At 56.1% G+C, this 22285-nt stretch carries 20 protein-coding genes; 8 read left to right on the forward strand and 12 right to left on the reverse strand.

Features of this window, described 5'->3' with window-relative positions; translation table 11 throughout:
- Positions 1-14: 14 nt before the first annotated feature.
- The 3 genes from PbB2_RS11980 to kdsA all read right to left on the reverse strand — a co-directional run bounded on the left by PbB2_RS11980 (position 15) and on the right by kdsA (position 5141).
- Complete coding sequence (locus PbB2_RS11980; RefSeq protein WP_108985558.1) at positions 15-1796, reverse strand: peptide MFS transporter; 1782 nt, start codon at positions 1794-1796, stop codon at positions 15-17.
- A 249-nt stretch (positions 1797-2045) separates the two neighbouring features.
- Entirely contained in the window at positions 2046-3899 is a 1854-nt protein-coding gene (locus PbB2_RS11985) for an ABC transporter ATP-binding protein (protein WP_108985559.1), read from the reverse strand.
- Positions 3900-4295: 396 nt separating this feature from the next.
- Positions 4296-5141 carry a 3-deoxy-8-phosphooctulonate synthase gene (kdsA, locus tag PbB2_RS11990; protein ID WP_108985629.1) on the reverse strand — a complete coding sequence of 282 codons (846 nt, stop codon included), beginning with the start codon at positions 5139-5141 and terminating at the stop codon, positions 4296-4298.
- Between the two features lie 150 nt (positions 5142-5291).
- Between kdsA and PbB2_RS11995 the strand changes: the two genes are divergently transcribed.
- The 3 genes from PbB2_RS11995 to PbB2_RS12005 all read left to right on the forward strand — a co-directional run bounded on the left by PbB2_RS11995 (position 5292) and on the right by PbB2_RS12005 (position 6895).
- A complete protein-coding gene (locus tag PbB2_RS11995) occupies positions 5292-5504 on the forward strand; it encodes a hypothetical protein (protein ID WP_108985560.1) in 213 nt (70 codons plus the stop codon).
- Between the two features lie 104 nt (positions 5505-5608).
- The gene (locus PbB2_RS12000) at positions 5609-6358 is read left to right on the forward strand and encodes a DUF6065 family protein (RefSeq protein ID WP_108985561.1); all 750 of its coding nucleotides are present in this window, start codon (positions 5609-5611) and stop codon (positions 6356-6358) included.
- A 105-nt stretch (positions 6359-6463) separates the two neighbouring features.
- Positions 6464-6895, forward strand: coding sequence for an MmcB family DNA repair protein (locus PbB2_RS12005; protein ID WP_108985630.1), 432 nt, complete (start codon positions 6464-6466; stop codon positions 6893-6895).
- Between the two features lie 3 nt (positions 6896-6898).
- Here the strand turns inward: PbB2_RS12005 and PbB2_RS12010 are convergent, their stop codons facing one another.
- Entirely contained in the window at positions 6899-7579 is a 681-nt protein-coding gene (locus tag PbB2_RS12010; protein ID WP_108985562.1) for a DJ-1/PfpI family protein, read from the reverse strand.
- A gap of 127 nt (positions 7580-7706) precedes the next feature.
- On the opposite strand from PbB2_RS12010, the gene PbB2_RS12015 reads away from it, so the two are divergent.
- On the forward strand, positions 7707-8402 hold the full coding sequence (locus PbB2_RS12015) for an SCO family protein (RefSeq protein ID WP_108985563.1): 696 nt from the start codon (positions 7707-7709) through the stop codon (positions 8400-8402).
- Between the two features lie 243 nt (positions 8403-8645).
- Positions 8646-9926 (forward strand): polyhydroxyalkanoate depolymerase, encoded by a 1281-nt coding sequence (locus PbB2_RS12020; RefSeq protein WP_108985564.1) that lies wholly within the window; start codon positions 8646-8648, stop codon positions 9924-9926.
- Here the strand turns inward: PbB2_RS12020 and PbB2_RS12025 are convergent.
- On the reverse strand, positions 9905-11884 hold the full coding sequence (locus tag PbB2_RS12025; RefSeq protein WP_133245797.1) for a hypothetical protein: 1980 nt from the start codon (positions 11882-11884) through the stop codon (positions 9905-9907). The genes PbB2_RS12020 and PbB2_RS12025 overlap by 22 nt on opposite strands.
- Before the next feature lie 146 nt (positions 11885-12030).
- Positions 12031-14226 (reverse strand): transglycosylase domain-containing protein, encoded by a 2196-nt coding sequence (locus PbB2_RS12030; protein WP_108985566.1) that lies wholly within the window; start codon positions 14224-14226, stop codon positions 12031-12033.
- 131 nt (positions 14227-14357) lie between these two features.
- Here PbB2_RS12030 and PbB2_RS12035 point away from each other — a divergent pair, with 131 nt between their 5' ends.
- On the forward strand, positions 14358-14720 hold the full coding sequence (locus PbB2_RS12035) for a hypothetical protein (protein ID WP_108985567.1): 363 nt from the start codon (positions 14358-14360) through the stop codon (positions 14718-14720).
- 30 nt (positions 14721-14750) lie between these two features.
- Here the strand turns inward: PbB2_RS12035 and ppa are convergent, their stop codons facing one another.
- Entirely contained in the window at positions 14751-15302 is a 552-nt protein-coding gene (ppa, locus tag PbB2_RS12040) for an inorganic diphosphatase (RefSeq protein ID WP_108985568.1), read from the reverse strand.
- Positions 15303-15642: 340 nt separating this feature from the next.
- Between ppa and PbB2_RS12045 the strand changes: the two genes are divergently transcribed.
- A complete protein-coding gene (locus tag PbB2_RS12045) occupies positions 15643-16731 on the forward strand; it encodes an acyl-CoA desaturase (protein WP_108985569.1) in 1089 nt (362 codons plus the stop codon).
- Positions 16732-16744: 13 nt separating this feature from the next.
- Here PbB2_RS12045 and PbB2_RS12050 read toward each other — a convergent pair whose 3' ends face one another.
- Positions 16745-17668, reverse strand: a complete 924-nt coding sequence (locus PbB2_RS12050) for a LysR family transcriptional regulator (protein WP_238164995.1) — start codon at positions 17666-17668, stop codon at positions 16745-16747.
- Positions 17669-17723: 55 nt separating this feature from the next.
- Positions 17724-18239, reverse strand: a complete 516-nt coding sequence (locus tag PbB2_RS12055; RefSeq protein WP_108985571.1) for an SgcJ/EcaC family oxidoreductase — start codon at positions 18237-18239, stop codon at positions 17724-17726.
- Positions 18240-18414: 175 nt separating this feature from the next.
- Here PbB2_RS12055 and PbB2_RS12060 point away from each other — a divergent pair, with 175 nt between their 5' ends.
- Positions 18415-19398 (forward strand): sodium-dependent bicarbonate transport family permease, encoded by a 984-nt coding sequence (locus tag PbB2_RS12060; RefSeq protein WP_108985572.1) that lies wholly within the window; start codon positions 18415-18417, stop codon positions 19396-19398.
- Between the two features lie 140 nt (positions 19399-19538).
- On the opposite strand, the gene PbB2_RS16480 is transcribed toward PbB2_RS12060, so the two are convergent.
- The 3 genes from PbB2_RS16480 to PbB2_RS16295 form a co-directional block, all read right to left on the reverse strand.
- Entirely contained in the window at positions 19539-19862 is a 324-nt protein-coding gene (locus tag PbB2_RS16480) for a transposase (RefSeq protein WP_108985573.1), read from the reverse strand.
- 301 nt (positions 19863-20163) lie between these two features.
- On the reverse strand, positions 20164-20832 hold the full coding sequence (locus tag PbB2_RS12070) for an ankyrin repeat domain-containing protein (protein ID WP_192576316.1): 669 nt from the start codon (positions 20830-20832) through the stop codon (positions 20164-20166).
- Positions 20833-21158: 326 nt separating this feature from the next.
- Positions 21159-22280: a lipase family protein gene (locus PbB2_RS16295; protein ID WP_238164996.1), complete on the reverse strand. Its 1122-nt coding sequence runs from the start codon at positions 22278-22280 to the stop codon at positions 21159-21161.
- Between the last annotated feature and the right edge of the window lie 5 nt (positions 22281-22285).

Here is a 22285-nt window from a genome sequence, read left to right on the forward strand (position 1 = left end):
GCCGACTAGCGTCCTTATTTCACGCCATGGGCGAGCTTCTTTAACAGTGGCGAGGCCAAACCCATCACCACGCCAATCCCGATCGACCACAGGCCGATGGTGTTGAACACCTCTAGCGAGGTTGCCAATGCCTTGGCAGGATCTGTGACCTGACCGGCGACGGTTTCAGTTGCTGTCAATTGCGCGATGATCCCACCCAAATACTGCGCGCCCGAACTGGCCAGGAACCATGTCGCCATGATGGTGGACAGAAGTTTGGGCGTGGACAATTTGGTCATCCAGCTCAAACCCACTGGACTTAAACACAATTCGCCCGTGGTGTGCAGAAGATAAGCCAAGGCCAGGAAAATGACGGGCACGCGCGCATCGGCATCGGCAAAGCGCGCACCCCAAACGAGGATGAGGAAGCCCAGACCGACTTGCACCAAAGCAAGCGCGAATTTCATCGGCGCTGAAGGGTCCATATTGCGTTGGCCCAATTTCACCCACAGCCAAGCAAACACAGGCGCGAAGATCAGAATGAAGCCAGAGTTGAAGCTCTGGGTCTGCGGGGCGCTGATGGTCAAAAAGCCATTGCTGGGCAAGGCCACATTGGTGGCAGTAAACAAGGACAGCGACGAACCTGCTTGCTCAAACAGCGTCCAGAACACCACTGAGGCCGCGATCAAGACCAGCGCCAAAATCAGACGCCCAGCCTCTTCTTTGCTGCAGGCAGTCGCCATGTGGTAAATAATATAGACCAACACAGCCACCGATCCGGCTGCCAGCATGCGGCCCACCAATTGGTTGTTTTGTACCAAGAACCAGATCAGCGGCACTGAAATGATTGCAGCCACATAGATCGCATGCTCCAAGCTCAATGGCCCGAGGACTTTCTTCTTCAAAGCCTCAGGATCAGGCGGTTCTCCCTTGCCTTCCAGACTGTCCTTGCCGCGTACAAAGGCAATATAGCCCGCCAACATGCCGACACCGGCAAGGCCAAAGCCGGCCCACCAACCCACCACTGTGCCCAAAGCCCCACACAAAATGGCGGCCCAGAATGCCCCCAGATTGATGCCGTAATAATAGAGGGTGAAGCCCGGATCGCGCCGTGGATCACCTTCTGGATATAATTGGCCGACGATTGAGGAAATGCTCGGCTTCAAAAAGCCCACGCCCAGAATGATCAAGGACAGTGCGATATAGAAAATGATCTCAAACGGGCCCTCTGACTTGACCTTTTTGAGTTCATAGCTGCCAGCTGGCAGCAAGGCCGGAACAGGCGCGTTCGCCGGCAGATCCTTAATCGCGATCCCCTTCTCACTGGCCTCATAGGCATAGGCCTGCTCGCCAATCTTTAGCTTGGCGACATAATCTTCGTTGCGGCCCTGGGTGACAAACTCATAGGTCGCGCCTTGGTAGGTCAGGGTCTGGGTGGTTGGCTTGCCCTCAAAACCCATGGCAAAATGGCCAAACACCAGCGCCAAGGCCCCGAAGGCAATCGCTTTGCGGGTCCCCAAGAAGCGGTCGGCCAGAACACCGCCCACCAGTGGCAGGAGATAGACGAGCGTTGTGTATGAGGAATAGGTTTTCTGGGCATCAGCCTGATCAAACAGGAAGTGCTGAACCAGATAGACCGTCAACAAGCCCCGCATGCCATAATAGGAAAACCGTTCCCACATTTCGGCAAAAAACAGGACACGAAGCCCTTTGGGGTGGTGCTTCATCTCGCGCGCAACCGGGAAAATAGTCGCCAAAGTGACCAGAATCCCAGCGGCAAAAACAACATTCCAAATGACGGTCCAAAGATCGCCCATAGCAAAACTCTCCAGCCAACCGAGGCGCGTGCAGCTCTAATACGACCACATCGCACCTCTAGATATTTGATTTAGAACCTGTTTATCGGGCTTTACTGTGTGCAATAAATCCCGATAGGCCCTGATACCCGGATGCCGCAGGTTGACGGACCCGTGATCTGTGGCGCGCACATGATCACGGGATTGCGATGAGGGCAAGGGCGGTTAAGCTGCAGAGGTCAAACGGGTTTCAGTCTGCCCCATCACGCATCACGACGTGGCATCATCTTGGTGCACGCTCAATTCGGCGTGCAGATCGAGCGCACCACCCAATTTGTCGCCAATGGAGAGGGCATTGAGGCGCGCATAGGCACCCCCGGCAGCAACGAGGCTGTCATGTGTCCCCTGCTCGACGATCCTGCCAGCTTCGAACACCAAAATCCTATCGGCTTCGCGCACGGTCGACAGGCGGTGAGCGATCAATATGGTGGTCTTGTTGGCCGCGAGGCTCTTCATCGCATCCTGCACATCCCGCTCAGTCTGGGTATCCAGTGATGATGTTGCCTCATCCAAGATCAGAATACGGGCATCGGCGAGGAAGGCGCGGGCAAGGGCCACGCGTTGCCGCTCACCGCCTGACAATTTCACCCCTCGCTCTCCCACCTGGGTCTCAAGCCCCTTGGGCAGGCGTGAAATAAAGGCATCGGCGCGTGCATCTGCAATCGCGGCGGTCACATCGGCGTCGCTCGCATCGGGTCGGGCATAGGCAATGTTTTCGCGCAAGGTGCGGTGGAACAAGGCCGGGTCCTGCGGCACAAGCGCAATCGCCGCCCGCAAGCAGTCTTGCCGGACAGTGCGGACATCCTGCCCGTCGATCCGGATCGCCCCAGCATCGACATCATAAAGACGTTGGAGAAGCTTCACGAAGGTTGACTTGCCTGACCCCGTCTGGCCAACCAGTGCGACGGTTTCCCCGGGCCGGATCGTCAGAGAAAAGTCCTGATAGAGTGGCTCACTCTGCCCACGATAGGCGAAGCTAACCTGATCAAACACAATCTCACCCGGCCCCGGTACGAATGCGCGCGCATCGGACGCATCGGCCACATCCTCGACTTCCAGACTATAGGCAACCGCATCTTCGATGTCAGCAAAACCACGCTGAATCTGTTGCACGGTTTCACCCAAATTGCGCAGATAACTGGCGATCAGAAAATAGCTGGTCAGGGCGAAGGTGGCATCACCGGGGCTTGCACGGCCTTCCTTCCACTCAATCAGCACCAAACCCAACAGCCCGACTTGCAACGCCCAAAGAATTGTATTGGACAAGGCCCAGCCATCGACATAGCGCATCCAAGTTGTGGTGACCAAAGCGCGCCATTTCTCAACAACCGCGCCAAAGCGCGCCTCTTCGCGTGCCTCAGCACCAAAAGCTTTCACGGTTGGATTGGCAGAAACCGCATCAGCCAAAGCCGCACCAATCGCCGTATCGGCCGAGTTGGAACGCTCATTGGCTTCTTGAATATGGTAGCGCGCCATCAAAATGCTGGCCAAAGTGAAGATAGAGATCGACACCCCAACATAAAGTCCGATCAGGGGCCAATTGGCCAGCATGATGCCGGTCAAACCTAACAGCACGATGGCTGCAGGCAGAATGAACCAGAGGAAATTGTCCGAAAGCACATCATACGCCCACATAGCCCGACTGACTCGGCGCACCGTGGCACCGGCAAAATTGTCGCTATGCCATTGGCTGGAAAACCGCTGGACGTCGGCAAAGCTTGCTTTGGTGATATTGGCCATGTTGCGCGACGCAAAGCGGTTCCAGATCCGCACCAAAACATTGCGCAGGATGAACATGCCTGCAGCAACCGCAGCAAAAAGGCCAAACAGGTCAAAGGCGCGACCAGCCGCCAGCGGGCCCTCGGTCAAAGCTTCAACAATCTTGCCAGATAAGGCAGGCAGCACAAGTTCACAGGCTGTCGCCAGCATCATCAGAACGATGACCGCCACAAATTTGATGGGCTGGCTGGTCCAATGGGCCCAGAGATAGGCCATGATCTGGCCGATCCGGGCTTTTTGTTGACGCGTCGTCGCATCATCTTCGTCATCGAAATATTCGGTCATAAGTCACACAGGAAAATCGACAGAAACACCACCGCTGCGGGGCGGCACATCTGGGCACTGTCGGTGGAAGTTCAAGCAAGGCCAGCAATAAGCCGCAGAGGCGGATCATAAGGTCTGGCAAGCCACGAAGGTCATCAGAGTGCAACGCACAAAGATCGTCAGAGCAGGCTCTGAAAATCCAAGCTTATCGGGCGGCGTTGGCACCAAGGCGCGCGCCCCGTGTCAGTAATCAGTCATGCTTGAATCAATCTCCTGTGGATGGGGTGTCTGATAACCAGAGCACCTTGACGTCGTGCATAGTCAGCTGCGCCCACCCCGTAAAGTGCTGGGTAGGTGGCAAAACATCTTGATTTGTCAGCTTATCAAAACCCTGTTGCTAGCCTGCCACAGCAGGACTTACTGGCCCTTGGTGATCCGGTCGTGAGCCAGAATGCCTTGGACAACGGCTTCCAGCTCGGCAAATGGCACCATGTTTGGGCCATCCGATGGCGCTTTGTCGGGGTCAGGATGGCTTTCCATGAAAATGGCGGCTACGCCCACTGCCGCAGCGGCACGGGCCAGATATTTGACCATTGTGCGATCTCCACCCGAAGAATCGCCTTTGCCGCCGGGCTGCTGCACCGAATGGGTGGCATCAAACACCACCGGGGCACCAAAGCCTGCCATGATCGGCAAGCCGCGGAAGTCGGTCACCAATGTATTATAGCCAAAGCTTGCCCCGCGCTCTGTCACCAGCACATTGGGATTGCCCGATCCAGTGACTTTGGCGATGACATTTTTCATATCCCACGGCGCGAGGAATTGGCCCTTCTTCACATTGACGACCTTGCCCGTCTGGGCAGCAGCAATCAGAAGATCGGTCTGGCGGCACAAAAAGGCCGGGATTTGCAGCACATCAACCACTTCACCGACAACGCGGCACTGCTCTTCAGTATGCACATCGGTCAGAACTGGCAGACCCAGTTTGTCTTTGATCTCTTGGAACACCGCCATGGCATTGTCCAAACCAAAACCGCGTGCGCCGGTCAGGCTGGAGCGATTGGCTTTGTCAAAGCTGGTCTTGTAAATCAGGCCTGCCCCGAGACGGCCATAGGTCTCTTTCAGCCATTGGGCGGTTTCGAGCGCATGGTCCCGACTTTCCATCGCACAAGGCCCACAGATAAAGCTGATCGGCAAGGCATTACCAATGCGGACAGCCCCGGCACCGGTACCGACAGTCACTATGGGGGCGGGTTGGGTCATGTCCGATGTCTCCGATTGCAGGCTTTGCCGCGTCAATGGGCGGGCTTCTGGCACAATTTGATGGTCAGATAAACAGATAGGGCTCACAAAGCACGCCCAACAGACCTTGTGGTTAACAGATGCATAAGCTTTGCCAGCTTTAATGCAGCGATGACCCAGTTGGATCCAGCTTTTTCCGGCAAGCTCGCCCCCGTAGCCCCCCAGCGGCCACAGGCGACCCACCCTGCCGCCGCACAGGCGGTCTCCTCCACCCATGCGAGTGGCGCGAAATGGTCATGGCAGCAAACAATCTTGTTTGCACTGGTGGCCTCAGGCTTTTTGTGGGGAATGATTTTCTGGGCCGTGCGTGCTCTGATCGGCTGAGCTATCACAGCCTTCGTGCACCGACAGTGTGCGGCTGAACGCGTCTTTCCAACGCAGGTCCGCACGGTTAGACACAGGCTGATACCGCTTCAGGAAGCCCACCCATGAAACTGATTTCCTATACCCTCGGTTTTCCCCCAACCGAGATGCGCCCAGGCCCCGCCCAACGCCCTTGGATGGATTCCACGTCCGACCGGTTTGCCTACCGCTGCCTGCCTCTCAATATCGCCAATCAATATGGCTGGGAGCTGTTGTGCCCGTGTTCGTTTGAAGTGACCTGGGATGGTGGGCCAAGCCCTGACGCCATGGTGGTGGAGATTCTTGAGGACGGTTGGCCCCATCCGACCAGCCACTTCGGCCATGGTGTCTTGACCTTCCACGTCAACCAGATTTTCCGCACCGAACCCGGCACGCAATTGATGACGACGGGGCCGATGAACAATCCCAAGGACGGGATTTCTGCTTTGTCCGGCATTATCGAGACCGATTGGTCGCATTACACCTTCACCATGAATTGGGTGATGACGCGGGCGTTCCATCCCGTGCGCTTTGAGAAGGGTGAGCCGTTCGCCCATATTTTCCCGGTCAATCTGGCCCAGATCGAACAGGTAAAGCCCGAATTCCGACCCGTTGAAACCGAAGAGGGCCTGCGCGAGGCCTATGAGGCTTGGCAGGACAGCCGCAATGCCTTCAACAAGGAATTGGAAGTGCCGGATTCACAGGCCCGCAAAGACAAGTGGCAAAAGGCCTATTTCCGTGGCCTAGGACCCGATGCCGAGCCAACCACCAAGGCCCAGCACTGGACCAAATTGGACGTGCAGCCTTGGCCAGGCGCGAAAAAGGGCAAGAAATAGCCCCCTCGACAAAAGAACATAAATGGAACATGATGGGACATGCTTGACCCATCGACCCCTGATCTTTTGGCCCATGTGGCGGTTGACACAAGTCTGGCCCCTGCCATGCCAGCGGCCCGGCCAGATGTGACCGTGGCGGTGCGCCATGGCGCGACACGCTGTCTCATCCACGCCGGCTATGCCCCGATTTGGGAATTTACCCTGGCCAATAACCGACGGGCCGACATTTGCGGGTTGAGCCATAAGGGCGAGTTGGTGATTGTTGAAGTCAAATCCGGGGTTGAGGATTTTCGCACCGATGCGAAATGGCCCGAATATGCGCCCTATTGCGATCTGTTTTACTTTGCTGTCGCGCCAGACTTCCCGGTCGACCTTATTCCCGCCCATGGCGATCAAGCCCCCGGCTTGATTGTAGCCGATGGCTTTGGGGCCGAGATTGTGCGCAGGGCTCCCCGCTTCGACCTAGCCCCGGCCCGCCGCAAGGCTGTGACGCTCAGCTTTGCCCGCCATGCTGCCAGCCGTGCCCTCCGCCTTTAGGACCTAGTCGGCAAAGCGGGAAAAGGCCGCTGTTACGGCCGGGCCAAATTTCTGATTGCGCTCCGCATAAAAGCCAGCAAGTCCTGACACGATGTCTCCCGGCGTGCTGGCTGGCGACCCCCCGACAAATGGGGGGGCTGGATCATATTCGATCGCAAGCTGGATGCGCTGGGCGACCTGCTGGCCAGCAATTTCGGCCACAATGGTCAAGGCAAAGTCGATGCCTGCCGTTACCCCGCCACCGGTAAAAGTGCGACCATCGCGGACAGTTCGGCCCTGGGTTGGGATGGCACCCACTTCAGCCAACAGGGGATGATAGGCCCAATGTGTGGTGGCCTGCTTGCCCTTGAGCAAGCCTGCAGCGCCGAGGACAAAAGCCCCCGTACACACACTGGTCACATAACGCGCGCCTGCTGCCTGGGCTTTCAAAAAGCCCATGAGAAGTGGATCTGCCATCGCCTGTTCAACCCCAAAACCACCTGGGACACAGATCAGATCAAGCTGCGGGCAGTCGGCGAATGTGGTTGTCGGCACAAGGCTCAACCCACAATCGCTGGGCACCGGTTCAAGACTGGCGCTGATGATATGTACCTTGGAGTCCGGCAATCGGTGCAGCACTTGCAGCGGGCCGGTGAAATCCAATTGGGTGACATTGGGAAATAGAATAAAGCCAATCTGGAACATAAGCGCGCACCCTTTGGTTTGAGGCGATCGTCACAGCTTTCTAGCATGGGCTAAGAGGCAGGCAAAAGGCCAACCAACTGCCAATCTGCGCTTGTCAGCTTACTCATTCCATGGTGGATCGCCGCCCATGTCGATGCCAACTGAAACCCCACCCCCCGCCCAAAAGCCTATGCCTGTGCCCCGCATGATCGCATTGGGAGCCTTAGGCCTCGGGGTGGTTGTGTTGGGGGCCGCTTTAGTTCAGCGGGCAATTCAGCCAAAAGCTGAAACAGCCGCTTTGCCTGAAGGGTGCAATGCACGCGCCTTTGCCGAGATTGGCGGTCCGTTCAGCCTGGTCAACCAGGACAATGTGGCGGTGACCGAAAAGACTTTTCTGGGCAAGCCAGCCTTGATCTATTTTGGCTTTACCTATTGTCCTGACATCTGCCCCCTGTCGATGCAGACCATGGCGCTGGCGCTCGATGAAGCCAAGAAAGTGCCAGGCTCAAAGGCCAATGATATCCAGCCCCTCTTGATCAGCCTTGATCCAGAACGCGACAGCCCAGCAGCCATGAAGGCCTACATCGCTTCAGCTGGTTTCCCAGCCAATCTTCAAGGCCTGACGGGGACTGTGGCGCAAGTTCAAGCTGCCGCGAAGGCCTATAAAGTCGGTTATCGGAAATCCATCCCAGAAGGTGGTTCTGCGAAGGATTATCTGATCGATCATACCTCGATCTTTTATCTGATTAACCGGCAAGGCAAACTGGCTACCTTCTTTTCCGCCGATCCTGATCCCAAAATGATGGGCCAATGCATCGCCGCTTTGTCGAAAAACGGCCTCTGAGACTCACAGCCACAGGGCGCAGCACGGACTGAGTCGGACGAGAGGCGTCCACACTTCGGTTGTGCACCCTGCGCAACGCAGTTGCAGCATGAAATTACCTTATTGATCCTATGAATAATTTTTTGATTTCCGCTGCGGAAACATACAGATCACTGCTGCGTGATATGGTTGCCAAATCTTCATAGATGCCATGCAATCATGGAGACCTTGGCACCATAGCCGGTGCAAGAAGCAGGAGTCGGCATGCTTTATTCCCTCGTCGAAATGCAACGGGCAGCGTTGATGCCTTGGCGGCTGGCGAATAATTTCCAACGCGCCCTGCTGGCCAATCCGCTCAATCCGATGGCTCAGACCACGTTTGGACGCAATTGGAGTGCTGCCTCCGACCTGTTCGAGGCAATGACCCGGCGCTATGAAAAGCCGGCATGGCGGATTGAGTCGACCGTCATCAATGGCATCACAGTGCCGGTGACGATTGAAACAATCTGGTCGACCCCTTGGTGCAGTCTGGTTCATTTCAAGCGCGATCCTGCCGCCATGGCCCAAGCCCATGGACCGGACTGGGTAGAGCCGCGGGTTTTGATTGCTGCCCCGCTGTCTGGCCATTTTGCCACCTTGCTGCGCGGTACTGTCGAGGCCTTCATCCAAGACCACGACGTCTATATCACTGATTGGCAGGATGCCCGTGATGTTCCCATCTCGGTGGGCCGCTTTGATCTGGATGATTATATCGAACACATCCGCATGATGCTCAGCGAAATTGGGCCCAAGGCTCATGTGGTGGCGGTCTGCCAGCCGGGGCCGCCCGTCTTGGCTGCGGTCGCCCTGATGGCAGAAGACAAGGACCCGGCCCTACCTGCTTCGATGACCTTTATGGGCTCACCCATCGATGCGCGCTGTTCGCCGACCGTCACCAATAAGCTGGCCGAAGAAAAGCCCTTTGCTTGGTTTGAGTCCAAGATGATCCAGACGGTCCCGCCGATTTTTCCGGGAGCTTTTCGTCGGGTCTATCCAGGTTTTGTGCAATTGGCCTCGTTCATGCAGATGAATATCGACCGCCATATCGATGCCCATCGCGACTATTTCAATCATCTGGTTGCTGGCGATGGCGATGAGGCAGAAAAGCACCGCGAATTCTATGACGAATATCTTGCCGTGCTGGATCTATCGGAAGAATTCTATCTTCAGACCATCCAGAAAGTATTCCAGGAATATCATTTGCCGCGCGGCATCCTGATGTGCCGAGACCGTTTGGTGAAGCCAGAACTGATCACCACAGTGGCCCTGATGACGGTTGAAGGGGAAAAGGACGACATCTCAGGGATTGGTCAAACCCAAGCGGCCCACGACATTTGCACCGGCATCCCCAAAGAGATGCAATATGACTATATCCAAGAAGGCGTCGGCCATTATGGCGTCTTTAATGGCCGACGTTTCCGCAGTGAAATTTATCCCCGCCAAAAGCAATTCATCCGCACCTATTTCAGTGCGGATCAAGAGCGTCATTTTTTGGCTGGCGGTTGATGGGTCACGCTGAGGCCAAGAAGTGAGACTGGATCCTTAGCAGACTGGAGTGCTTGGCCGTCAACGGGGGTGGCAGGAGCCGATGACATAATCACCCGTCCACCCAATTCCAGCCAATTCGCAAGCGCCGACGAGAATTGGCGGTCGAATGCCGACCTGTCTTTCTGCGTGCTTGATGCACGCATAGGATCGGCCCATGTTTTACGAACAGCTGCAATGGCCTGAGCATCGCTGGCCCCAGCACGGCTGTTGGAGCCCTTCTTGTCAGGCTCCGTCATGGTGACGAACAGGCCTGCTGCTTTATCGAGCCCACCCAAATCCTCGAAGCCAACACTGCCACTTACAAATCGAACACCGCGATACAGGGCCAAAAGGTCGCGGATTTGCTGGGCTTCGTCGGGCTTTTTCTTCTGATCTTTGGATGACCCAGCGCCTTCAGCGGCCGCAAGGCTCTGCTTAAGTGGTTTGACCACATCCGCGACCGTGTTGTTGCGATAATAATTGGACAAACCGTCGAGTGCCAATTCTGCATTGATCTTGCCCCAGCCTTTGAGCCAGTATTCAAAATTATCGAACTTGGCGACATCGGTGGCAGGATCATAGGAGCCATCAAACCTGAAGACGAGTTCAATCCCGTCGGCCAAAAGCGGTGCCAATCCAGCCATTGGGCCCGCACTCTGCTGCAAAAGGACCTCAGGGACCACCAATTTCATCGTCATAGGCTCGAGTGTCGAGCGCGTGATAAAGCCATTGGCATCCTTGGTTGAGGTGCCAGAAACCTTATCGATGGTGAATTTGAACCCATTATAACCTATGAGCAAATTGGCCATGTTAAAGCCGCCTATCCCGGCATCAAACGGCCCTCCGGGCAGCAAATCCTTCAAGCGTGGGCTAGGCTGTGCATTGGCTTGAGCAGCGGGGGGTGATGCTGGCTGGTTCCGAGCCGCTGCCCCCGACTTGGCCTTTGGCGCTTTTTGGGCTGCACTTGTGGCTTCTTTCTCGCCTAGTGCTTTGAAGATGGCAGACCAATAAGCCAAATTGATGTCGGAAAGCGCAAAAGACTCAATCCCAAAATCAACATTTTGGCCCTGGACGGGAACTTGTAGCAGCAGGTTGGAGAAGCCGAAGCGACCCATGCGATCCTTCTGCCAATCATCGATTTCAAACCGCCCCATGGAGAAATTGACAGGTCCTGTTTCGGCCGTCTTTTCGCTTTGCGTTTCAACAAGCTTGACGTCTTCCAATGCCAGGCGCTTCATGGTCAGGCCGGAAAAGGCGAAGTCTTCAGGACTGCCAAACAGTTTTTTGAGGACGCCGGTCGGGTCCTGATAGGAAAGCTCGCTCATCCCCAGAGACTTCACGGTGATTGAGATATCCGCATCGCCAACCTGAACATCGCGAGCCTGCAGGTCACGGGCAAACCACCGTTGCTCGCTCAACTCTAGACCTTGCAGATTAAAACTCCCAAACCGATAGGTTGAGGGCGTTCCTTTTGAGTCTTTTTCCTCGATCACCACATCCTGCATCCGGATATCGAGGCCGAGATTGAAATTGCCCTCTGGCTGTCGGGTCCCTGAGACTGCTGCCAACAAAAGGGATTCATCTATGCCGAGCCCGACCAACTCAAGCGTGCCAAAACGTGATGTTTGGCCATCCTTATCGGTGGTCCGGCCATTTTGCATCTGAACGTCAAACTGGTCGCCTGCCCCGCCGACTTGGCGCGTGATCAAAACCTGTGCAAAGCTGGAACTAGACCCGTCGGTTTCCTTTGTTGTCAGATTTTCAAGCACCACCTGTGACTCACTCACACTCCGGGTCACAAATTTTGTGGTCTCGGTTGGCCGATCGATTTTCCAAGCCTTGAGGACATCGGCCATTTTCGGGGCGGTCTGGGCGGCAGCTGGTGCCACCATAACGGCACAAAGTGCTGTGGCTGCCAGCAAAGTCTTCAATCTCATCCTGCTACTCCTCATCCAGATCGTGCGCCCGACCGATACACATACGTGGTCGCGTCGCAAATTTGCATGAAAGCGGCCACGTGCCAACGGGCTAAGCCGCCTTGGTGCAGGCATTTTCACAGGTACCAATGCGGGGCTTCAAAGACCTAGCGTGGTGGACCGCTGGCCTCTTGCGGACGGGCTTGCACGTCACGAACAATCTCGTCGAGTGTGCGTGTTTCGGGCGTGGTGCGCGGTGCGGGATTGGGGTTCGCAGCGGGTTGAGCCTCGCCTTTGCCGTCGGGGGCGGCGGGCTTCGGCAAGTCGCCTGTGGCAGCAGCATCAATCGGATCGACCGGCAATGTTTCGACATTTTCGTCGGTTGGCTCACTCAAGGCCCCTGGATCCGGGGGTGGCGTCAGTGGCAAGGCAAAGCCCCGCGGGGCAACACCCTTCATGGCAGAGCCCATGAAATTGCGCCAAATCCGCGCGGGGGCAGAGCCACCGGTGACACGGTTGGTTTTCTGAGTGAAGTCATCATTGCCAACCCAAACCCCGGCCACATAACCGCCTGTAAAGCCAATGAACCACGCATCTGCATAGTCACTGGTGGTCCCGGTTTTGCCGCCGACGGGCCGGTCGGGCAGTTGTGCCGCACGTGCGGTCCCAGCCGATACGACCTGGGCAAACATCAAATTCATATTGCGTAAGGGCCCATCCTCAATCACCCGACGCGGGGCCGGTGGAGTGCGCTCCCACAGAATTTTGCCAGAGCGGGTGCGAATGCGCTTAAAGCCATAGGGCGTGACCGCCATGCCACCATTGGCAAACGGCACATAGGCGGCGGACAATTCCAGCGGCGTCAAAACTTCGGTCCCCAATGCCAGCGTCGGTTGAGGATCAAGGCGCGAGCGGACACCTAACCGGCGGGCTGCACGGATGACCGAGTCCCGCCCAACTTCCTCACCCAAGCCCACAGCCACCGTATTGATTGAGCGGGAAAAGGCGCTGATCAATGGCATCGCACCATGGAACTTGCCATCGTAATTCTGTGGAGCCCATGACCCAACCTTGATCGGTCCATCAACACGCACTGAGAACGGGGTCTCGCCACGTTCCATCGAGGCCAGATAGACGAAGGGCTTGAATGCCGAACCAGGCTGCCGCTTCGCATCAGTTACGCGGTTAAACTCGCTTTCTTGATAATTGCGGCCACCGACCATGGCGCGAACACCACCATCACCGGCAAAGGCCACCAAAGCACCCTGCCCCATGCGCATGGCCCGACCATTCTGGCCCAACTCCTGAACAATCGCGTTTTCTGCCGCGGTCTGCGCCGACATATCAAGCGTGGTCTCAACGATGATGTCTTCCTCGGGCTCACCGACGATGGCCCCGACATCTTCAGCAATCCAGTCGAGGAAATAGGCAGCCCCGCCACCGCGAGAGGTCGGCACAAAACGCAGAGGCTCGCGCACCGCGGCCAGTCGCTGTTGGCGCGTGATGACATTTTGGGCTTCCATCACATCCAGCACGACGGTGGCCCGTTCGGCTGCACGCTGGGCGCTGGAGACGGGATTGAAACGCGAGGGTGCCTTGAGCAGACCCGCCAACAAGGCGGCTTCAGAGATGGTAAGATTTTGGGGGGTTTTGTCGAAATAGCGCCGGGCCGCCTCATCAATGCCATAAGCACCCGAGCCAAAATAGACCCGCGCCAGATAGAGGGCGAGGATTTCATCCTTGCTGAAACGGCTCTCCAACCACACTGACAATAAAAGCTCTTGAGCTTTACGCTTCAGAGATTGTTCGGAGGAAAGAAACAGATTCTTGGCCAATTGCTGGGTCAGGGTCGATCCGCCCTGCACCACACGGCCCGCGCGCGCATTCACGTAAAAGGCACGCGCCAATCCTTCAAAGTCAAAGCCCCAGTGGCGGTAGAATTTGCGATCTTCAATCGCCAATACAGCTTGGGGGACATATGGCGGCAGACTTTTGAGGTCGACGGGTGGTGAATCCGGCGCGCCTCGACGATCGACCACCGCACCATTGATGTCGATGTAGGTAATTGAGGGTCGGTCGGTCTTTTTCCACAAGGCCTCGGGGTCAGGAAGGTCCGATGCCACCCAAATGAAGACACCAACCGCAAACACACCCATCCATAGGACGAGCACGGCCCCCCAATAGAACATGGTGCCAAAAAAGCCGCGACCCCTTTTTCCCCGCCCTTTTGCGGGTCGGGCTTGGGCTCTGCGGCGTGGGGGTGGCTCATCACGATAATCATCACGGCGGCCGCCTTGGACGCCGCGCCGACCGCCATTACTGGAATTTCTTCCACTGCCTGCCCCGCGCCCTGCCAAGATCATAACCTTCCGTAAAGTTTGTCGGACCTGTCCTGCCTGATTGGGGTTAATCGCTGGTGAATCCGGCCATTTCAAGGAGGCTTCGGGACGACTCGGTGGCACGAATCTGGCACTCTTTTTGCGTCATGACCCCTATGAGCATCTTTTCAGGACAAATCATCCTCGTTGGCACCGCTGTGTGCGAAGGCTTCAACCACAAAGTAGCCAAGGGGGCACGCTGCGCCATGCTGTGCGTATGCGATTGTGATCGCATGGAAGCCCAAGGCCGGCTGGCGTTTTATGAGACCGAAGATGGCCTTGATGCTGGTAAGCTGCTGGACGAGACGCTTGGCCAATATGGCTGGGGTGACATTCGCATCAAGGCCTGCCTGCCGGTGTCAGACAAACCCGAAGGCTGGGAACCAGAGCTCGAAGCCCTCATCGGGGCAGCCCGGCGACTGGGCGTCGCTCACATGGTGTTTGAACCCCAATCTGAGCGGCCGACCTTGGTTCATTAAGGCCGGCCTCACATTCAGTAGGTGCCGAGCTTAGTCCGGCTGATAGCCAAAGCCTTGGGCATTGGCCCGCTCTACGCCTTCAATGATCATTTTCTTGGCGACATCAGCATCCTGCCAGCCCTTCAGCTTGGTCCATTTACCGGGCTCAAGATCCTTGTAATGGGCAAAGAAGTGCTCGATCTGGGCAACTTGAATGGCGGGTAAATCCTTATAGCTATCGACCCCGTCATAGAAGGCAGTCAGCTTTGGAATTGGTACGGCAAGGATTTTCTCGTCCTCACCAGCTTGGTCTTCCATCAACAAGACCCCGATTGGCTTAACACGCAGCACACAGCCTGGGATCAGCGCGCGACGGCCAATGCACAAGACGTCCACCGGATCGCCATCACCAGATAAAGTGCCCGGAATGAAACCATAATTGGTAGGATAACGCATCGGCGTATAGAGGAAGCGATCAACAAACATCGCCCCGGAAGCCTTGTCGATCTCATATTTGATCGGCTCACCACCTTGGGGAACTTCGATCACAACATTCACATCATTGGGCAGATCGTGGCCGGGGGAGATTTTCTTAATGTCCATGGGGAGGGGTCCTGCGGTCTCAGCTGGTCGGTTTGACTTTATTGGTTGTGCGAAGGCACATGGTGCCGTCAGGGCTCAGACCCCAGCACGGCCTGCACCCGTTAGGGCGGGCCTTTAGACCAGTTATTGGTAGAAAGCTATTGGCAGATTCAATTCAACAGCCAGAGTCCCACACAATGGACGGATGCAGCCAGCCCACTACCCTGCACGCATCTGTGTAGAAACCAGTTTGGCGATGGCCTTGCCATCTTCCCGCGTGGGCGCGAAGCTCTTAATCATCTATTCATCGGGCCTCAGGCAAGCTCGACCTAGGGGCAGAGAGTTTTGGAGTGCCGCTGATATGAATGAGACCACCGACCAGCGTAAGCAGCCGAAATTTAAGAGCCATAACGACACCGAAAAGCCCAATCCCATCCCCTTCTATGTGTTACATATAGCCGCATTGGGCGCGATTTTCACCGGTGTACATGCGGCTGATCTCTGGCTGGCACTGGGGCTCTATCTTTTGCGTATGTTTGGTGTAACGGCGGGCTATCACCGCTATTTTGCCCACAAAAGCTTCAAAACCAGCCGGGTTTTCCAGTTCATTCTGGCCTTTATCGCCCAAACATCGGCCCAGCGCGGCATCCTGTGGTGGGCCAGCCATCACCGTAACCACCACCGCTTTTCCGACACGGCACAAGACATTCACTCACCCGCCCGTACCAGCTTCTGGTATGCCCATTTCGGTTGGGTGATCGATCCAAAGAACCACGAAACCGATTATGACGGCATAGCCGATTTCACCAAATATCCAGAATTGGTTTGGCTCGAGCGCAATCCCTATCTGCCACCGGTCATTCTGGGTGTAATTGTCTGGTTGTTTGCCGGCTGGTCAGGCCTGATCGTCGGTTATGTGTGGAGCCTGATTGCCTGTTATCACGCGACATTCTGCATCAACTCCTTGGCCCATGTGCATGGCCGCCAGCGCTTTGTGACCGGCGACCATTCGCGCAACAATTGGATCCTTGCTATCGCCACCATGGGTGAGGGCTGGCACAATAATCACCACGCCTTCCCCAATTCGGCCCGCCAAGGTTTCAAATGGTGGGAGTTTGATTTGAGCTTCTTGATCTTGCGCATCTTGTCGTGGATGGGTGTGGTTTGGGACCTGCGCCATCCCCCCAAAGAGATGGTCCAAGGCATTCACTTGCCAGGGCCTGCCCTGATGGAAAAGGCCGCCCAGCAATTGCTGCAAGACTTCGCCGACCGTCTGGCCAAGGCGCGCGAGGGCTGGCGCGTGCCAACCATGGAGGAATTGCGCGCGATAGCCATGCGCAATATGCCGAAGAACCCGCATCTGGACGCAATTCTGGCCCGCGCGGAAGAATTGGCCGCCGAATGGATGCCCGCTTGGCTGGCCACGCAGACGGCCCGGCAACCAAGCTAGCCTGCACGAATGCTCACATCGGGACTTGCCCAACCGCACCTTTGCGATCAGCCATTCGTGCCTCGATAAAGTGAGCCAGCGCGACCACCACAGGGCTGGGACGCGCGGGAGCAAGGAGGCACATGTCCGCGGCATCCAAGACCGGCCAATCGTGGAGAACCTGCACACCGGTTTGGATCAGGCCCCGCGGCATCACCGCATAGCCAAGTCCGGCCCGCACGGCCGCCACGCAGCCTGCATGGCTGGGGCTGGTGAAGGCACTGGTCCAGGGTGCTTTGGCCCGGTCTAAGGCAGCCAAAGCCCGCTCGCGATAGACACACGCCGCAGGCGAGAGCACCAGCGGCAACGGCCTTCCGCGTTGGGCAAACAGGTCGCGGGCTTCGGCAAAGCCCAGCGGAAGGCTCTCCGAGGCGGGACCAACCCATACCAATTCTTCGCGCCAGATTGCCCGCGCACCGGGATGAACCCGCTCGGCCGATTGCTTGATCAACACCAAATCGTGCAAGCCGGTCTCAAACTCATCAATTAAGGCGCGTGTCAAAGCACACGAGACATGCAAGAGAACCTGAGGATGGGCATGCATGAAGGCGGCGAGAATATCAGGCAAATAGGCGGTGGTGAAATCCTCGGGCGAACCAAAACGCACCTCACCTATCAGGTCGTCGGAGCGAAAACGGGTCAGCATGGCATCAGCTGCCGCAATCATGTCGCGTGCATAGCCCAAAAGCTTCTCCCCATCCGGGGTCAGCCGAACATTGCGCGTATCGCGCTCAATCAATTGACGGTCGAAAGTCTCTTCCAGTTTCTTGATTTGGCCAGACACCGCCGATTGCGAGCGGCCGACCAAAATGCCGGTCCGCGAAAAGCTGCGTGTATCCGCCAGCGTCACAAACGTGCGCAGAAAAGCCGTATCGACATCATACATGGACAGACTCATGGAACGATGGCCGCGCGCCGTCAACGCCAACGCGCGGCCATATCAAGCTCAGTGCTTACCGCTGCAGCGGTGCTGGCCGCTCTTTGATCGGCTCAGGCAACACACTTGAATGCAGCATCTGGATACGCCAGCGTCCATCAATCTTTTCCCAGACAAAGCTGTAGCGGGCCGTCACCCAGACAGGTTTGCCGTCGCGCACAAGATCAAACGTCCATATACCGGCATCAATCGCGGTATTCTCATCCAACACTTCGATATGGCGCTCATTGATGCTGGGTTGGGGCGACAATTTCACAAAATCGACGAAATAGGCCTCAACACCAGCCGGTGTGGTGCGCACTTGGTTGGACAAAGTAGGTTCTAGAATCGCATTGGGGGCAAACAGGCCCGCCAGAACTTTTGGGTCCTTGGTGGCAAAGGCTGCCTTGAATGCCTCAAAATTAGCAGCAATCTCTTCCTTGCTGGGTAGGTTTGATTTTGCATGTGCGGGATTGAGAGCTGCAAGGTTGGCCGCAGCCAGTGTGACTGCCAAGATAACTGGGACAAGCTTACTGCGATGGTGGATGTTCATATTCGCCTCCTGTTTTGGCAGGTCGTGAACATACGCACAGGTTAAACACGGACAAGCCGAAAGAAGCCCAATTTACCCACGGTTTTTCCGATAAATCCAATCAGTTTTTCCGGTTTTTCCTGGTGTCGGCACCAGACTAAGAGGCTGCGCAAACAGCTTTAGGCAGGAGACTCTGATGCCGCTCGACACACTTTTGGAAAATCTGATCTCACCCATAACGCTCGCATTTTTGTTGGGAATGATTGCCACTCTCATCAAATCTGACCTCGAAATACCAGAGCCGGTCATCAAGATCTTTGCGATTTTTTTGTTGTTCTCCATTGGTCTGCAAGGCGGCCAGGAATTGGCTGGGGTGGTCTTTGCCGACATTGCCAACGGCCTTGCCGTCATCACAGCCTTGATCTTCTTGCTCCCGCTGCTGGCCTTTCTGGTCGCCAAATTTGTCCTGCGGCTTGATACGGCCAATGCAGCCGGGGTTGCAGCCCTGTATGGTTCGGTTTCATCGGTCACATTCGTGGTCTCGCGCACCTATGCTGAGAGCAAAGGCACCCCGATGGATGGCTATGTCACGGGCCTTGTCGCGCTGATGGAGCTCGCCATTCTGGTGGCCCTGTTTTATGGCCGCTTCACCATGAGCCGGAGCAATGGTGAAACAGGCAAACTGACCGAAATCCTGATGGAGACCTTGCGCGGCCGCGGTCTTGTGCTCTTGGGCGGCGGCCTTGTGATTGGTGGGCTGATCGGGGAGAAGAATTTCACCAAAATCGAGCCCTTCTTTGTGGATTTGTTCCGCGGCGTGCTTGTGCTTTTCCTCTTGGAAATGGGGATGACGGCGGCGCGCCACCTGAAGGAATTCGCCAAAGTAGGCCCTGCCATGGCAGTGTTTGGCATCCTCATGCCAATGGTTCATGGCGGTCTGGCGACCGGTCTTGCCACCTGGGCGGGCCTACCCTTGGGCTCCGCCTTTGTGATTGGCGCGGTTGCCGCCTCTGCGTCTTACATCGATGCGCCCGCCGCGGTGCGCGCGACTTTCCCGACCGCCAACCCGGCCATCTACCTGACCTCGTCACTGGGGATCACCTTCCCCTTCATGCTGATTATCGGCGTGCCGACAGTCTATCAAATGGCGCTATTCTGGCAGGGTGTGCTGGGCTCATAAGCCCGCCCCATGCGGGACCGCGCGACTGAGTGCCTTTGCCGCTGGCTGTGCCGTGGCAAAGGCCCGTGGTGGGAATGGCGGATGACAAGCCAGAAGCGAACGCGCCGCCCCGATCTATAGCCTGATCGGCACTGACAAGCTCAATACCATCGATCCCCAAGCCCGGCGCACGCACCTGCTCGCCTACATGCCCTCCAGGGTGGCTTGACGCATTCAAGAACGCGCGCCCTGGAAGCGGAAACCAACGCCCTAAGCCACGCCGTGGCCCTGGCCGGATGACTACTGTAGATCTGACTTGGATGCACCCCGTATCGGCGCGCAAGCTGCGTCATCACAGCGCCAGCCGCATAATTCTCTTCCACAACCGACTGCTTGAAATTGTCACAAAGGCGACGCCGGCGACCCGTCTCCACAACATCAAGCCGACGCCCATATCCCGCTGCTATCGCCTGTAACGTCTCCATACGCACGCTACCTAGCCCAGTTCATACTTCACCGGTCTATGGCCCTCGGCGAATGGCCACGAATCACAGTCGATTCCACACGATCAAGAGCTCATGGCATTTGTGGATAACTGAAAGTCAGCCCGGACACTTACAGTGCGGTTCATTCATGCCAAACCTCCTCGTCCAGCCAAGGAAAACTAGGGCACAAAACTCGAATTCCGAATGGTCCAAATATTGGGTAGCAGAGCACTAAGTCACGTTGGCGGGCTGGGATCGCCGCGCGTAAAATCTGCCCCGCAGCGCGTTGCGTGTGCAGCTCTTACTTCTCATGAATCAATGCTTTGACACGCTCCATAGCGCGCTGCTTGTAAGGCTCGGTCTCTTCATTGACATGAATAATCTCAAGGGTCTCGAGTAAACCGGGTAAGTCGCTACGGTAGCCGCGGTCCAAAAGTTCATTGACCAGTTTCATTTGGCCAAGTGTGGCGGCGTGAATGACAACGTCAGTGTCGTTCGGAAACTTTGTTTCCAACTTTGCACCATGATCAAGTAAGGCATAAAAAATCGACATGCCATCCCAGACACCGTAGGTTAAGGCGACTCCGAGCGCGGTGTCAGCATCGTCGCCGTCGGACAAATAATTAACGTCAGCCCCATGCTCAAGCAAAAGCCGAACTGAGACTGGACAGCCAATTTGGGCGGCAACCATTAAGGCCGACCAGCCACCAGGATACAGGCGCAGCTCGGTCGAAGTGCCGCTCTCCAACAGTCTCCTTAACCCGGTCTCGTCCCCATCAATAATCGCCTCAAACAAGGGTACAGCAGCTGGATCCTTCTTAGCCTGTGGACCTGAGGCGACTTTCCAGGCAAATGCGCGTTCGTGAGCTGTACCCGCACATTCAGGGATTCTCTTTGTCAGACCATCACTCATAGATGCTGCCCCCAGAGCCAAAGCGAGGAACACACCTGCACCGACAATACCTGCCATGATGAAACCTCTCCTCATCGAAGCCTCCAATTTTGGAATCGAGCATGGTGACATCAATCACTAAAGCCCATACTCCATAAAACACTGCCAATATCATGGGCCTCGACTACAGTTGGAGCGTCTTTTAGCCTAATTTGGACCCCAGGTGGAGGGGTAAGGCGTCTCAAGTTTTTTGAATTGACCCCCAAAAGTCCTTCAGCGCTACCCCTTAAAATGGTAGGTGATGAATTAATGGCTGCCAAACTATCGCCGTTGCGGTTGACCCAAGCCATTGGATCATTTCCGACGTAGTAGTTCTTGATAAACCGATTTGCATTTCTGGTGTCTTAACCATAAATCTGCGTCATAGTTTTGGTCAACGGTGCAGAGTTAAACGTTACCGCTGGGCGATTGACAGTCAACGCCTGAACAACGGCTAATGCACCACCCAAAGAATGGCCTGTAAAAATTAAGTTCGGCGTTTTATTCTCAACCAATTGGCGCGCATTGTCGCGGGCTACCCTAAGCTGCTTTACCGGCTTTTCACCAATCAAAGCTTTGTCGGTCTCAACATCTGCTCTGATACCTGGTCCATCGGTCCCAGCATTAGCGAAAATATAAGCATCTGATATTTTGTCGTAATATAAATGTGCCTTGTAGCCAGAAGCGTCAGACAACTTGACATTGTCGAGGTAAGTTGAATCACTAACCCGATCCAAATTGTCGCCGAGTATGTCTTTATTGCCTTTAGTACCCTCGACATAGGTATTTAGACTTGCAAGAGCCGCCCTAAAATCTTGATAGTACTTTTGAAAAGTTGGCGAATTTTTCCATTCCGGTTGCATGGCCAATATTTCCATTCTATGCCTTGCCAACTTAGCCTTGTCGATCCGTGATAGGTTACTGCCATTTCCCCAGTCAAATGCCCCCACGCCAGTGGATTTCTTGAGCTCTTCGATAATGGCCTCATTCAATTTCTTATCATTCGAAGTCCGCCGAGCCGCCAAGCTATCCTGAATCGCCCCCCCAATCCCTTTGACAATCTTTCCTGTCCCATCCAGCAGGCCATCGGAGAACCGATCAATGAAATTGCCACGCGCATTCTCGTCAGCTGTCGCCTGTTGATTACCAGCGAAGAAGCCCCCTGCGATGGCATTGCCAAGCACGCTGGGTAGGGCGGCGCGCACATTGTCGCCAAAGTCAGTCCCATCGATCAATGATCGGGCCGCAGCATTTCCGACCGCATCAGCCATGCCGGTGACAACACCGCCGACAATAGTGCCAACCTTGCCCGCAAAGTCCGTTCCGCCCAATGCACCACTGACTGCCGCCGACGCCCGACCAGCAAGGCCACCTGCTGCCATGCCTGCTGCGCTACCCACACCCGCTGCTGCAACCGCCGCCCAGCTGAACTTATCTTGCAAGCCAAGCGTGACGCCGATGCCTTGACTGACCGCGCTGCGCACCATCGCTC

It is taken from the genome of Candidatus Phycosocius bacilliformis, assembly GCF_003112735.1.
In the GTDB taxonomy this organism is placed as follows: Bacteria; Pseudomonadota; Alphaproteobacteria; order Caulobacterales; family Aquidulcibacteraceae; genus Aquidulcibacter; species Aquidulcibacter bacilliformis.